This is a genomic window from Algoriphagus sp. CAU 1675 (genome assembly GCF_029222925.1).
Classification (GTDB): Bacteria; Bacteroidota; Bacteroidia; order Cytophagales; family Cyclobacteriaceae; genus Algoriphagus.
Window position 1 is genome coordinate 136072 of the sequence record NZ_JARHUI010000006.1, and the last position, 14117, is coordinate 150188.

The 14117-nt window shown below is 44.7% G+C and carries 12 protein-coding genes; 9 read left to right on the forward strand and 3 right to left on the reverse strand.

Going from position 1 to position 14117, the window contains the following annotated elements:
• Position 1: 1 nt before the first annotated feature.
• The 4 genes from P2G54_RS14525 to P2G54_RS14540 all read left to right on the forward strand — a co-directional run bounded on the left by P2G54_RS14525 (position 2) and on the right by P2G54_RS14540 (position 3033).
• A complete protein-coding gene (locus P2G54_RS14525; protein ID WP_275872270.1) occupies positions 2-286 on the forward strand; it encodes a hypothetical protein in 285 nt (94 codons plus the stop codon).
• Between the two features lies 1 nt (position 287).
• Positions 288-572 carry a cell division protein ZapA gene (locus P2G54_RS14530; RefSeq protein WP_275872271.1) on the forward strand — a complete coding sequence of 95 codons (285 nt, stop codon included), beginning with the start codon at positions 288-290 and terminating at the stop codon, positions 570-572.
• Positions 573-640: 68 nt separating this feature from the next.
• The gene (rny, locus tag P2G54_RS14535) at positions 641-2206 is read left to right on the forward strand and encodes a ribonuclease Y (protein ID WP_275872272.1); all 1566 of its coding nucleotides are present in this window, start codon (positions 641-643) and stop codon (positions 2204-2206) included.
• Positions 2207-2268: 62 nt separating this feature from the next.
• A complete protein-coding gene (locus P2G54_RS14540) occupies positions 2269-3033 on the forward strand; it encodes a zinc-dependent peptidase (RefSeq protein WP_275872273.1) in 765 nt (254 codons plus the stop codon).
• Here P2G54_RS14540 and P2G54_RS14545 read toward each other — a convergent pair.
• Positions 3022-4434 (reverse strand): tagaturonate reductase, encoded by a 1413-nt coding sequence (locus tag P2G54_RS14545; RefSeq protein ID WP_275872274.1) that lies wholly within the window; start codon positions 4432-4434, stop codon positions 3022-3024. The genes P2G54_RS14540 and P2G54_RS14545 overlap by 12 nt on opposite strands.
• A gap of 228 nt (positions 4435-4662) precedes the next feature.
• Here P2G54_RS14545 and yiaK point away from each other — a divergent pair, with 228 nt between their 5' ends.
• From yiaK to P2G54_RS14570, 5 genes are all read left to right on the forward strand, one after another.
• Positions 4663-5676, forward strand: a complete 1014-nt coding sequence (gene yiaK, locus P2G54_RS14550) for a 3-dehydro-L-gulonate 2-dehydrogenase (protein ID WP_275872275.1) — start codon at positions 4663-4665, stop codon at positions 5674-5676.
• Positions 5673-6707, forward strand: coding sequence for a Gfo/Idh/MocA family oxidoreductase (locus tag P2G54_RS14555; protein ID WP_275872276.1), 1035 nt, complete (start codon positions 5673-5675; stop codon positions 6705-6707). The genes yiaK and P2G54_RS14555 overlap by 4 nt, the downstream gene beginning before the upstream one ends.
• Before the next feature lie 180 nt (positions 6708-6887).
• Positions 6888-7871 (forward strand): TRAP transporter substrate-binding protein, encoded by a 984-nt coding sequence (locus P2G54_RS14560; RefSeq protein WP_275872277.1) that lies wholly within the window; start codon positions 6888-6890, stop codon positions 7869-7871.
• A gap of 18 nt (positions 7872-7889) precedes the next feature.
• The gene (locus P2G54_RS14565; RefSeq protein ID WP_275872278.1) at positions 7890-8378 is read left to right on the forward strand and encodes a TRAP transporter small permease; all 489 of its coding nucleotides are present in this window, start codon (positions 7890-7892) and stop codon (positions 8376-8378) included.
• Between the two features lies 1 nt (position 8379).
• Entirely contained in the window at positions 8380-9675 is a 1296-nt protein-coding gene (locus P2G54_RS14570) for a TRAP transporter large permease (RefSeq protein ID WP_275872279.1), read from the forward strand.
• A 23-nt stretch (positions 9676-9698) separates the two neighbouring features.
• Here the strand turns inward: P2G54_RS14570 and P2G54_RS14575 are convergent, their stop codons facing one another.
• The gene (locus tag P2G54_RS14575) at positions 9699-9932 is read right to left on the reverse strand and encodes a hypothetical protein (RefSeq protein WP_275872280.1); all 234 of its coding nucleotides are present in this window, start codon (positions 9930-9932) and stop codon (positions 9699-9701) included.
• A gap of 631 nt (positions 9933-10563) precedes the next feature.
• Entirely contained in the window at positions 10564-14007 is a 3444-nt protein-coding gene (locus P2G54_RS14580; RefSeq protein WP_275872281.1) for a ThuA domain-containing protein, read from the reverse strand.
• Between the last annotated feature and the right edge of the window lie 110 nt (positions 14008-14117).

The window sequence follows — 14117 nt, forward strand, 5'->3', positions numbered from 1 at the left end:
AATGATTCACGACGAACTGCAAAAACTTGAAAGACTGGCTCATCTGGCCAGTAAAAAGCTGCTGGAAGCCACAGAGGAAAACCGGCAGTTAAGAGAAAAATTGGCAGAAGTAAGCGCCACTTTGGAAAATAAAGAGCAGGAAATCGAGCATTTTAAAAATAAAATTAAAATTAGTAACATTGTAGACAAGCGACCTGTGAATCCTGGGGATTCGGTCGAAATGAGTGAATTAATCAATAATTATATACAAGAGATCGATCATTTGATCACTTACTTATCCGAGTGATATGGAAACACTTGCCATTCGTGTGAAAATAGGGGATAGAGAATACCCCATGCGCGTGAAGATGGAGGATGAAGGGAAAATCCGACATGCGGGCAAGTTGATAAATGAAAAATTGAGAAAGTATAAAGCAGAGTTTGGACTGGATGATAATCAGGACCTTCTGGCGATGGTAGCTTTTGACTGCATGGTCGAGTCGCTGGAAACGAATGAAGTAAAGGCGGAAGATAGCGAGCATATTCGTGCCAGCTTGGCGAACATCAACGCCCTGCTTTCCAAAGTTGTGTAATTATTGAAAACCCACTGATTTTACCGAATTTTTAGATTCCTACAGGTTTAAATATCTTAAAATAACCTATGGGAGAACTATTATATATAATCCTGGCTGGCCTGGTTGGGCTGGGTGCAGGAGCTGCGCTTGCGGGCGTTTTCATAAAAAACAAGCATCAAAAACTAGAGGAAGAAACGCGGGAGCGCGTGAAGTCTATGCTTCGGGAAGCGGAAATTTCTGCCGAGTCCATGAAGAAAGATAAGATCTTGGAGGCCAAGGAAAAATACCTGAAACTTAAGTCGGAATTTGATGAAGAGATGTCCAACAAAAAGAACATCATCATCACCAACGAGAACAAAGTTAAGCAGCGTGAACAGCAGGTGGCCAAAGAAATGGAGCAGCTGAAGCGCAAGGAAGCTGAACTTGACAGTAAAAAGGAAAACCTAAACGCCCAGCTTCATGCGGTACAAGTCAAAAAAGAGGAACTTGACAAAATCACCAATCAGAGAATTGCGGACCTGGAAAAAATCGCGGGCCTGACCCGTGAGGAGGCCAGGGATCAGCTGATTCAGATGCTGACAGATGAGGCCAATACCAAGGCATCTTCTCAGATCAAGGACATTTTGGATGAGGCAAAACTCTCCGCTACCAAACAGGCAAAAAAGATCGTATTGGATACGATTCAGCGTACTGCTACTGAGCATGCTGTTGAAAACTGTGTATCTGTTTTCAATATTGAAAGTGACGATATCAAGGGTAAAATCATCGGTCGTGAAGGAAGAAATATCCGAGCTTTGGAAGCTGCCACAGGAGTTGAAATCGTGGTTGATGACACACCGGAAGCAATTATCATTTCTGGGTTTGATCCGGTAAGAAGAGAGATTGCAAGACTCTCCCTACATAGATTGGTGCAGGATGGAAGGATCCACCCGGCTCGTATCGAGGAGGTAGTTGCCAAGACCGAAAAGAACATAGAGGAAGAGATTGTTGAAATCGGAGAGAGAACTTGTATTGATTTGGGAGTGCATGGACTGCATCCTGAACTCATCAAATTGGTGGGACGAATGAGATTCCGATCCTCCTATGGTCAAAACTTGCTTCAGCACTCCAGAGAAGTAGCCAAACTATCTGCAACTATGGCTGCGGAAATGGGCTTGAATGCCAAGTTGGCTAAACGTGCTGGTTTGCTTCATGATATTGGTAAAGTGTATCCTGAAGAACAGGAGTTGCCTCACGCCATCTTGGGGATGGAACTGGCCAAACGTTACAAGGAACATCCAGAAGTATGCAACGCCATTGGGGCCCACCACGATGAGATTGAAATGACTTCCATGATTTCTCCGATTGTTCAGGCATCTGATGCCATTTCTGGTTCCAGACCTGGTGCCCGCCGTGAAATCATGGATAGCTACATCAAGCGTCTGAAGGAGTTGGAAGAACTAGCCCTTAGCTTCGATGGGGTCAATAAATGTTTTGCAATGCAGGCTGGACGTGAACTCCGGGTTTTGGTTGATGCAGATAATGTGGACGATCAAACTGCAGGTAAATTGTCTTATGACATCTCTCAAAAAATCGAGAAGGAGATGCAATATCCGGGTCAGATCAAAATTACGGTGATTCGTGAAATGCGTGCCGTGAACTACGCCCGATAATCGGAACAAAATTTTTACTTAGAATAATGGCAGTTATCAAAAGTAACTGCCATTTTTAATTTATGCTTCTGCTAAAATCTTTTTTTATTCTCGGTCAATTCATCCAGGAAATTTCGGGGAGATTTTTTCGCTATCGGCTTTCTCCAAAGCAAAAGGAGATTCTGGCAAAACATTTCTTGTATTATTCTTCCCTCCGGCCTCGTCATCAGGAAGAGTTTTTGACTAAGCTCGAAGCAATCCTTTCTACCAAACAATTCATCGGTAGAGGAGGAATGAAAGTGGTCACCGAAGAGATGAAGGTGTTGATTGGAGCGACTATAGTCCAAGTGACTTTTGGCTTGGAAAAAGTAGCCTTAAGTCATTTTAAGAAGGTCCTGATTTATCCGGATTCATATTATTCCCGGATTTCAAAAGCCTACCATAGAGGAGAAGTCAATCCAAGGTATGGCCTGATTGTGCTTTCTTGGCAAAGTTTTGTGAGTGGTTTAGCGGATTCTAATGATGGAGTGAATTTGGGGATTCATGAGGTAGCTCATGCCCTGAAGTTGGAAAACCAAATCCGTTACAATGGAGAGAGTGATTTTTTTAACCCCGTTCTTTGGGAGAAATACTTGGAACAGTCCCGTCAAGAGAGAGAAAATCTGAAGAATGGATCAGATGATTTTTTCAGGGAAAGGGGAGGTGTGGACGACCACGAATTTTTTGCAGTGGCTTTGGAAAACTTCTTCGAAAGACCGGAAAAATTCAAGGAACTCAAACCGACTTTCTATAAGACTTTGGTCTTTTTACTTCGCCAAGATCCGATTACCCTCAAGTCAGGAGGCTAAATCTTTCTCCAAATTTTCCATTGCATGGAGTAGGCTTGTACTTAAGCCAGAAAGTTGGTTGAGATCACTTCCCCATAGTTCTTGCTTTTTCAGAACTTCAGCGAGCAATTCCTCTCGCCCAGGTATTTCCCATGTTCTTTTAAAAAACTCCAGTATCTCGGGATTGTCCTTTAAGGGCAGTTTTTCTCCATGTAGCTCTCCTCTGTAAAACAGGATTAAAGCAGCGAATGAAACAGTTAATTTTTCAGGCCATTTTCCTGTTTTTTCGAAATAGGATAGCAAAGAAGGAAGGACTCGCACCCTGAATTTTGAAATACTATTTAAGGCAATGGATTGAAGTTCATGGACTATAAATGGATTGGCAAAGCGCTCGAGAACTTGTCCGGCGAATAGTTCCAGTTCCTCCTTGGGCATATCCAGTGTAGGAATGATCTCCTCAAAAATCAGACTTTTGAGCCAAACGCCTATTTCCGCGTGCTCCACAGATTCCCGAACCGTTCTAAGTCCTTTTAAGTAAGCAAAAGGAACCAAGGCCGTATGTGCTCCATTCAAAATCCTGACTTTTCGGGTTCGGTAGGGTTGAAGATCCTCTACAAAACTCACATTCAACCCAGCCTGATCTAGAGGGAATTCTTTTTTTACAAGTTCTGGTCCCTCAATTGCCCAAAAGTGAAATGGCTCAGCCACGACCACCAAATTGTCCTCCAGCCCAAGAGATTCCTGTATTTCACTGATCCTTGTTTTAGGAAAACCCGGAACAATTCTGTCCACTAGGGTATTGCAGAAATAATTGGATTCACGGATCCAATTTGAAAATTCAGTCGGGAGATTCCACAGGTTTGCATAGTCCAGGATACATTCCCGGAGTTGGATACCGTTGTTTTCTATCAGTTCGCAGGGAAGGAAAATCAGGCCTTTTTTCGGGTCTCCTTTAAAAAAATAAAAGCGATGGTACAGCAAGGAGCTTAGCTTTCCCGGAAAAGTCTTGGGGATTTGCCTATAGTCTCGGTCATCTGGATCGAATACTATTCCTGCCTCCGTGGTGTTGGATATTACAAATCGCAAATCCTGATTTTCTCCAAGTTTCAGGTAAGCCTCGTAATCTACATAAATCGAGGAGTAATCTTGAATACAAGTGATTAGACGACTCTTCTGGTATATGTTCCCATCTTTTAGCCCTTCTTCTACCACATGGAAAAGATTGTCTTGGGCCACCATGTTGGGATCTTTGTTGGGGCTGTGAACCTGAAGGGTATGGATATTCCCTTCAAATACACCCTTTTCGTTGGCGATATCGATCATCCAGTCCACAAAAGCCCTCAGGAAATTTCCATTTCCGAATTGTAGGATGCGTGTTTTTTCTTGGTTTTTGGATGCAGTACTTCGGTTCAGTTTTTTCAAGGTCAGTAGCTAGGGGTGTTGAATTGACAAAAAAGAAAAAAATAATGTCATGGCAAAGAGCCCAGTCTAAGTCTGGAAGCTTTTTCCCAATTGTCCGAATTTTTTAAGTTCCTTTCTCCGTCCAACAGTTTTTTGTTTCAGGATGAGCAAATTCTTCCTACTTTTTAATGGAAAATATTCAGCAAGTTTGATCCGAAAGGACCATAAATACAAATTTCTTCATTGCCCATGGAAAGCCTTCGAATACCCTACGATAAAATTCACACTCTATTGGGCGGAATATTGGAGGACAAAGGATTTACTCCCGAGAGGGCGATGGCCTGTGCAAGATTGTTTGTCAATGCAGATAGGGATGGGGTGTATTCCCATGGGATCAATAGATTTCTGCTCTTTTTGGACTATATCGCTAGAGGAATAGTGAAAATAGACCAATCTCCTATTCGATTGGATGGATTTGGTTTCTTTGAGCGATGGGATGGACAGCGAGGTCCGGGAAATCTCAATGCGGATTTTGGAATGGGTAGGGCCATCGCGTTAGCAGGGATTCATGGGATGGGCTGTGTGGCCCTGCAAAACACCAACCACTGGATGCGGGGAGGGAATGTCGGTTGGCAGGCAGCAGATGCTGGATGTATTTCCATTGCCTTTACCAATACCAAACCCAATATGCCGGCATGGGGCGGGGCAGAACCTAGATTGGGGAATAATCCCTTGATTGTAGGAATTCCCAGGAAAAAAGGTCCTGTGGTATTGGATATGGCCATGTCTCAATTTGCCTATGGGAAATTGGCCAATTATGCCAAAAGAGGGGAGCAAGCTCCTCATTTTGCAGGATTCGATTCGGAAGGAAAGCTCAGTAAATCACCAACAGAAATCATCCAAAATGAACTGGCCTTACCGGCAGGCATGTGGAAAGGTGCAGGTTTGTCCTTGGTTTTGGATATGCTGGCTTCAATCCTATCCGGAGGGGATGCTACCCATCAGGTTGGAAGTACTGGGGATGAAACCGGGCTTTCCCAGGCCTTTTTTGCCATAGATCCAGTCAAATTGGGTTTGGTGAACTGGATGGAGGAAAAAGCGGATTCGATTTTGGAAAACCTGAAGGCCTCGAAAACATTTGATCAGCAAGAAATCAGGTATCCCGGTGAACAGACTTTGAAAACCCGAAAGGAAAATATGGAATTAGGGATCCCAGTAGATCCATCTGTTTGGGAACAGTTGAAAAATCAATTCAACATATGAAAGATTTAGGAATCGGAATTATTGGCACGGGATCCATCACCGGGAAGCATTTGGAGGCGATCGCTACTTTGGATCATGCCAAGGTGCTGGCTCTTCATAATCCTAAACTCGAGAGTGCCCAAAAAGCAGCAGTTACATTTGGCTTGCCCGTGTATTCGGATTTAGAGGAGTTTTTGGCCTTGCCGGGATTGGACATAGTCTGTGTCTGCACACCAAGCGGATTGCATTTGGAGCCGGCATTGGCAGCTGCCCGAGCGGGAAAGCATGTCGTGGTTGAAAAACCTCTGGAGATCAATCTTAGCCGTGTGGACCAGCTGGTCTCTGCTTGTGAGGATAACGGGGTCAGGCTGGAAGTGATTTTCCAGAACCGTTTTTCACCCGACTACCTTAAGTTAAAAGAGGCGGTAGAAAGAGGGGAATTCGGTAGACTTCTCATGGGGAATGCCTATATCAACTGGTTTCGGACCCCTGAATATTATTCCCAAAGTATATGGAAGGGTACTCTTGAGGGAGACGGTGGGGGAGCCTTTATCAACCAGGGAATTCACACCCTAGACCTATTGCTGGATATCATGGGAGATGTAAAAAGCGTTTTTGGCAAGGTCAAGACTGCTCTCTATCCAATTGAAGGAGAAGATTTGGGAGCTGCCATGGTGACTTTCAAAAATGGGGCAATAGGAAATATCACGGCGGCTACCTCTTTGTATCCAGGCTATCCCGAAAGGTTGGAAATATACGGGACTGAAGGAAGTGCGATTTTGGAAGCCGGTAAAATTGTAGCATGGAATATCAAGGGCAAAGAGTCCTTGGTTTCTTCAAAAGATACTTCCTCCTCCGGAGCCTCTGATCCCACAGCTATTGGTTCTGAATTGCATGCTGCGCAATGGAGTAGGTTTTTGGAGGCCATCCAAAATGATTCTCCAAACTTGGTAAACGGGAAGGAAGGAAGAAAATCCGTGGAATTGATTCGGGCGATCTATAAGTCTTCAGAGCTCAACCAAGAGCTTTTCTTTCCTTTTGAGGATAGTTGAACTGAATTCGGAAATGAAAGAAAATCGCAATCGTTTCCGCAATTCGAAAGAAGATTGTAAGGAAATCAATCCTCACTTTAATAATTTGACATGCCGCTAAAAAGTAGAACCCGGATTACGCTAAAAGGGAATGAATTTTTTCCCCGTAGGTCTTTGAAGCTGGATAATTAACCATAACCCATGAAAATAACTCCTTTTGCCTTACTTGGACTGCTAAGTGTATTTTTGGCTTTTTCCTGTGAAAGTGCTCTGAACCATCGGGTGATAAAGATGGGACATGCCCAGGTTCCCAGTCACCCTGTTCACGAAGCCATGCTTTTTTTGGCCAAGAGAGTAGAGGAAAAGTCGGGAGGCAAACTCATTGTGAAAGTCTATCCCAACCAGCAACTGGGCACAGAGCGTGAGCTGGTGGAGCTATTGCAGATCGGAAGTCTGGGAATGACCAAGGTTTCGTCTGCGGCCTTAGAGGGCTTTGCTCCAACCATGCAGGTTTTTGGAATGCCCTATCTGTTCAGGGATGATGCACATCAGCTCAAGGTCTTGGAGGGGGAAATAGGCCGACAGTTACTATTGGATCCGGAAAAATATTGGTTGAGGGGACTGTGTTACTACGATGCCGGAAAAAGGAGTTTTTATACCAAGGAAAAACCTGTAGAAACTCCAGCCGATCTCGCTGGGCTGAAGGTCCGCGTGATGGAAAGCAATACAGCTTCCAATATGGTAAAGGCCATGGGAGGTTCTCCCACTCCGGTTTCCTATGGGGAATTATATACCGCCTTGCAGCAGGGAATAGTGGACGGAGCAGAGAATAATCCTCCCAGTCTCTACACCTCCAAGCATTACGAGATTTGCAAATATTACAGCATAGATGAACATACCTCTCTTCCGGATGTGGTGATTGTGAGTACCAAGGTTTGGAATAGCCTCAATGAAGAGGAACAGCAATGGTTGCAGGAGGCAGCCGATGAATCCTCAGAATTCCAGTATAAAATCTGGGCTGAGTCCACCGAAGAATCTCTCAGAGAATTGAAAAAAGCCGGAGTAGAGATTACCTATCCGGATAAGGAACCCTTCCGGGAAGGAGTATCCGCCATGTATGAGCAAGTGAAACGGGAACAACCCGAGATTTATAAAATTGTAGAGGCCATACAGGCAGTCAAATAATAAACCTAAAAGAACAACATGTTTTCACCTGGTATAAAGAATTCATTGGATAAGTGGGTAGCCGCTTTTCTGATTTTTCTAATGGCCTTTATGGTCGTCAATGTGAGTTGGCAGGTAGCTTCCCGCTATATTTTGAAAGATCCGAGTTCCTTTACGGATGAACTCGCCCGCTATATGCTGATTTGGGTAGGAATGCTGGGGTCGGCCTATGTTGCAGGGAAAAATGAACACCTGGCCATTGATATAGTAATGACCAAAATGAGTCCCAGAAATGTGTTCAAGACCAAGGTGTTGATCCATGCCTGTGTTTTGGTTTTTGCTTTGACAGCCATGGTGATTGGGGGGATCAATTTGGTATATATTACTTTTATTCTAGATCAAACCTCCGCTGCACTTCGAATTCCTCTGGCTTATGTGTATGCCATTATCCCTTTTAGTGGTTTGCTTGTGATTTATTACCAGATAGGAGCAATTCTTCAACTTTTTAAGGATCAAAAGACAAGCTGATATGGAAACTTTAAGTGTATTGATATTAGTCCTGTCTTTCCTCTTTTTACTGGGTATTGGAGTGCCTGTTGCCTGGAGCTTGGGTTTGTCCAGTTTGCTGACTTTGATGGTGACCGTTTCCTCTTTGCCGGCGATGACGACCATAGCTCAGCGCATGGGAACAGGTTTGGACAGTTTTTCCTTATTGGCCATCCCATTCTTTATCCTTGCAGGGGAGTTGATGAACCGGGGAGGCATAGCCAATCGACTGATTGAATTTGCAAAAGCACTGACCGGAAGGCTTCCAGGCGGACTACTTCATGTAAACGTGATTGCGGCAATGCTTATGGGCGCAATCGCAGGTTCCGCAGTAGCAGCGGCATCCTCTATGGGAGGCATTTTGGGGAAAAGAATGGAAAAGGAAGGCTATCCCAAGGAACTGGGAGCAGCAGTCAATATCACTTCTTCCACCACAGGTTTGATTATTCCACCTTCCAATGTCTTGATCGTTTATTCCCTCGCCTCGGGAGGTGTATCGGTTGCAGCTTTGTTTGTGGCTGGATATCTACCGGGATTGTTGGTAGGGTTGTTTCTGATGATTACCGCTGCCGTTTTGGTGAAAATCAAAAAACTTCCCTCCGGAGAGGCTTCCTCTTTGGGACATCTTTTCAAGACTTTTTGGAAGGCTATTCCAAGTCTGTTTTTGTTGATCGTGGTGATAGGAGGGATCATAGCAGGGGTGTTTACCGCCACGGAAGCTTCCGCAATTGCAGTGCTTTATGCTTTGGGACTTTCCTTGGTGTATAAGGAGTTGAAGGTAAAGGATCTGCCTTCGGTACTACTCAAATCCGCTGAGACTACCGCGGTGGTGATGCTGTTGATCGCTACTTCCATGGCCATGTCCTGGGTGATGTCTGCCGAGGAAATCCCCCAAAATATTTCCAACTCCCTGTTGTCTTTGAGTGACAATATCATCGTGATCCTGATCATGATCAACCTGATTCTTCTCTTTGTGGGGGTGTTTATGGACATGACTCCGGCGGTTTTGATCTTCACTCCTATATTTCTTCCGGTAGTCACAGCCCTGGGAGTGGACCCGGTGCATTTTGGAATTATGATGGTGCTCAACCTTTGTATTGGGCTTTGTACTCCGCCGGTTGGTTCCATTTTGTTTATTGGAGTTGGTGTGGCTCAGACCAGTATTCAAAAAGTGATTAAGCCACTTTTGCCCTTCTTTTTTGCGATGATTCTGGCATTGATACTGATCATGTTGTTCCCGGAAATCTCCCTTTGGTTGCCAAGGGTGTTTGGAGTTTAAAAGAGGAGCCTCCTTTTGAAGAATTAAGAGCCACTCGGGGATTCACCTTGATACCACCATACTGGTAACCCAGTCCTGACAATTCCACTCCCCAGGGATTCCCGATATCGTTTCGCTGTGCTGCACTCATCGGGACAGGCTCCGTGGGTTTCCTGTACGATCACAGGGCCTGTGCTCAGGATGCGGAACTGGTCAAACCATACGTTTTCACTTGTTTCATTTACTAGGAAAGTCTCGATGTATCCATCCTTAGGCACAGCGATCTTTTGGACCAGTTCCTCGTGCTTGTTTCGGGCTTTTTTGCTTAGGACCCTTCCCTACAAGCCGGCCCCTCGCTAAAACAGTCCACAGGACTGATTCTTAACGCTCGGTCCTCTTGTTTGTACAGATTACTGTCGGCATTCCCGATATCGCTTCGCTCATCGGGACAGGCTATAAAGGGCATAGCCCATATAGGCCTCCGGAGCCAGGAATTACAAATTCCCTTAAATAGTCGAGCGTAGTCTGGAGACTACTCTCAGGCAAAGACTACGCTCAGGCAAACACCTTTTTAATAATCCATCATATATTATACCCAAGTGGGGCGCTGGGTCAAGTTTGTAAATCACCCTAATATCCAAGCCAATTTGCAATTGGTTCTAATCCTTCTGATCTCTTTTTCTAAACTAAAACAAATTACAAATTTGTTCGAATAGAAAGGTAGGTTAGAGTGTCAGAAAAGCTTCAGTGAAGCTTTTTGGCGAGAGGCCAGGTGCAGGGCTGTAAAACTACACCTAGTCCTAACCATATTCCTTCTACTCCCAGAAGGGGGGAAATGAACGGTTGGCCTTTATTCCAATAAAAAAGCCGGACCCAAGAGGATCCGGCTTTCTAGATAATGCGTTTTTCTTATTTGGCATTGAAGGTCATTGCTGCAAGGATAAAGGTTCCCAGTTCCCCTCCATCCTGAGGCTCACTGACAATAAACAGTTTTCTCTTTTTTCCATTAGTCGAGCCGGTAACCGGAATGGTAGCCTGTCCATACATCACTGGAAGGTCCGGGCTTTTGACTGCTGGACCTTGTACATAGGTTCCTTTTGCAACCACTTCTCCCTCCGGACTGTCAAGTCTGACTTCAAAGTTCAAAGGAATCTTGATCGGTTCAACGGATGCAACGGTGAAAGTAATAGAGCCTACATCCGTCAGATCTGTAGCTGGCATAGAGAAGGAAGCTTTTTCACTAGGAACCATCATGAGGTGATTGCCATCATAGGTCATGCTGGTATATCCTGTCATATCTCCAGCCGATGCGAAGCTCAGGGTATTCGCTTTTAGAACCAGAGAACTGCTTCCGGATAGAGGCTTGATGTTTTCTCCACCTGCATCGGTGTAGGATGCGTTGATCACCAAAGCACCGTTTGGTGCTGGAGCTTTTCCTAGGGTCGGATCCAAAGATCCGCTTGCAGGAAGGCTTGGTTTTTGATCTTCAGCTAGGGAGAATACATAGCTCACCAATGCTCTCAACTCAGATTCTTTGAGGTTAGGATTGGCCGGCATTACGGTTTCACCCCATACACCTCCGCCACCATTCTTGATTTTGTTCATCAGGTAGTCTGCGTTTCTACCTCTGTATTTTTTGGCCACGTTTACAAAAGATGGACCAATGGACTCTTCATTTTCCTTGTGACAGGTTTTACATGTCAAAGAAGAGATCAGGGCTTTTCCGGTCATGGCTTCACTCATGACTTTGTGGCCCATATCGGCCTCGGCCATGTCAATTCCTTCCAAATAATCAGCCGCAACATAAAGGTTGCTCAAGTCATTGGAAGCTCCTGGATGATCTTCATCAGAGACAGTTACTTCATAAGCTACTTTTTTGCCAGGGAAGTAGAAGGATTGGTTGCCCTTGATCTGGATGCTTACCACTGGAGCTACATTTCCTGCATATACTGAAGCCACTAAGCTTTCTCCGGTCAATCCGGCAGGGTCTTTTGCCATAACCTGGATTTCGTATTCACCGATTTCATTGTAGGTATAGGTCAAAGAAGGTTCGGTAGTGGATTCGGTTTTTCCATCACCCAGACTCCAGGTATAGGTCAAGGCGTCATTTTCAGGATCTGAAGCCTTCACAGAAAGGTTGACAGTTAGAGGAGTTCTTCCAGAAGTCTTGTCTGAGGTGATCTCAGTTACAACCGGAGCTCTGTTGCCTCCATTGTAATCAATTCTGAAAAGACCGGAATCCGGGTTTTTGGTAAACCATCCATTTCCGTATTCCAAAACGTACATTTTACCATCAGGTCCCATCTCCATGTCAATCAGGGCATTGAATTTAGTCCCTGCCATAAAGGGTTCCATTTTCACATAGTCCCCAGCTTCATTCATGGTCACGGCTTTGATCCAGCCTCTTATCCAGTCATAGATGAACAGTTTGCCGTCATAATAATCCGGGAATCTGGTTTCCGCCGGATACATATCGGAATAATAAACCGGACCTGCCATTGCATTTCTACCTCCAGTATTTACCTGAGGAAATTCAGGAGATATATCATATGGATACCAAATGAAGGCAGGTTGAGCGGGAGGCAGTTCTGATAAACCGGTATTGTAAGGAGAGTTGTTGACAGGCTTGGCAGGATCAAAGGCAGGGCCTGGAGTTCCTGTTTCAAAGTCAAACTCATGGTATGCGTAGTTGTTTCCTACAAAATAAGGCCAGCCAAAGTTACCCGCTTTTCTAGCTTGGTTGACTTCGTCATATCCTTTTGGTCCTCTGCTGCTCAAAGAGTCGGCTCTGGCATCAGGGCCTACTTCTCCCCAGTATAGGAAGCCTGTTTTTTGGTCAATTGAAATTCTGTAAGGGTTTCTGTTGCCCTGAACATAGATTTCAGGCTTCGTCTTTTCTGTTCCTTGAGGATAAAGGTTTCCTTCTGGGATGGTATAGGATCCGTCCTCATTGACCTTGATTCTTATGATTTTTCCTCTCAAATCATTGGAGTTTCCTGAGCTTCGTCTGGCATCCCATTGTTTTCTTCCTTCGCGTCCATCCAAGGGTGCATAGCCATTCAAGATGAATTTGGAATCATTTTGATTGAATGGAGTGGAGTTGTCCCCTGTAGAAAGGAAAAGGTTTCCTTCACTGTCAAAAGCGATGGATCCACCGGTATGGCAGCAGATGTAGCGCTGGGAAGGAATGTCAAGAATGACTTTTTCGGAGTCCATATCCCAAACTCCGTCCTTGTAAACAAATCTGGAAAGTCGGTTGATCTCCTCATCTCCTGCTGGGGAGTAATAAACAAACACGAAGTTGTTTTTCGCATAGTTAGGGTCCTTCTGGATTCCCATCAGGCCTTCTTCTGCGTTGACGCCCTGTACACCACTTTTCCAGTATACATCGAGTTTGGCGATTTCCTTCAGTTCCTCGGTCTCATTGTCAAAAAGTAGGATTTCTCCTCTACGCTGCACAACGAGAATGTCCAGATTGGGAAGGATGGTCATTTCTGTTGGTTCGGTAAATCCGCCAACGGATAGAGTGGTTTTTGTAAACCTGTTTTCTTCAGGTACACGCTTGGTTTTTGCAGCGCTGTAATCCAGTTTTTCATTGTCTCCAATTGCATACTGAATACCAGCTAGCATATGCTTCAAAAACAATTCTTCTGAAAAGGATTCTTTGGTGTGTCCACCTCCGGTGTAGAAGGCCCGTCCACCGTCAAAATCATGGTACCAGGCAATAGGATGCTCTCCCATATCCAAACCTCCCTGATACGAAGCTTCATCCAGCATCAGGAGTTTTTTGGTAGTTGGGCTGACTTGCTTATAGCTATACCATTCATCGGTTCTTTCCCATGGATCAGGAAGGAAATCAGTAGATGGGTGTTTTTCGGCAGTCTTGTGGACCACTCCCGGCTGCACATTTGGATGCGGGTCATTGATTCCAGGGTGGTCGGCGAAATAGCCTCCTACCAATTGGTTGTACCAAGCCCAATCATATTCTGTGTCTGCAGCGGCGTGAATCCCCACATAGCCACCACCTGCTTGGATGTAACGCTCAAAATCAGCTTCCTGAAATTGGTTTAAAACATCTCCGGTTGTACTTAGGAAGATTACCGCGGAATATTGTTCCAGATTGGCTTCATTGATGTCCTCTGCATTTTTGGTTTCGTCCACTTCAAAGCCGTTTTCGGCTCCGAGTTTTTGGATTGCAGCGATTCCATCCGGAATGGATTCATGGTAAAAACCGGCGGTTTTACTGAAGATCAGGACTTTTGGTTTGCCTGAACGCTTGTTACAGGAAACTAGCCCTACAGTAGCCACCAAGAGGAGAACTACAAGGTTTCTTAGGCTTTTTGGGAAATTCATATTAGGTAATTTTTTGGCAAAATAGAGAATTCTGAAAATTGCAGCGCTAAGTAACTGAAATTCGGTCATTTTTAAGGATAAATCACTTTATTATTTCAAATTGAAACATT

Coding starts and splice junctions, on each gene's coding strand:
- P2G54_RS14565 (WP_275872278.1), top strand. CDS start 7,890: ATGTTTTCACCTGGTATAAAGAATTCATTGGATAAGTGGGTAGCCGCT.
- P2G54_RS14580 (WP_275872281.1), bottom strand. CDS start 14,007: ATGAATTTCCCAAAAAGCCTAAGAAACCTTGTAGTTCTCCTCTTGGTG.
- P2G54_RS14560 (WP_275872277.1), top strand. CDS start 6,888: ATGAAAATAACTCCTTTTGCCTTACTTGGACTGCTAAGTGTATTTTTG.
- yiaK (WP_275872275.1), top strand. CDS start 4,663: ATGGAAAGCCTTCGAATACCCTACGATAAAATTCACACTCTATTGGGC.
- P2G54_RS14570 (WP_275872279.1), top strand. CDS start 8,380: ATGGAAACTTTAAGTGTATTGATATTAGTCCTGTCTTTCCTCTTTTTA.
- P2G54_RS14540 (WP_275872273.1), top strand. CDS start 2,269: ATGCTTCTGCTAAAATCTTTTTTTATTCTCGGTCAATTCATCCAGGAA.
- P2G54_RS14525 (WP_275872270.1), top strand. CDS start 2: ATGATTCACGACGAACTGCAAAAACTTGAAAGACTGGCTCATCTGGCC.
- rny (WP_275872272.1), top strand. CDS start 641: ATGGGAGAACTATTATATATAATCCTGGCTGGCCTGGTTGGGCTGGGT.
- P2G54_RS14555 (WP_275872276.1), top strand. CDS start 5,673: ATGAAAGATTTAGGAATCGGAATTATTGGCACGGGATCCATCACCGGG.
- P2G54_RS14530 (WP_275872271.1), top strand. CDS start 288: ATGGAAACACTTGCCATTCGTGTGAAAATAGGGGATAGAGAATACCCC.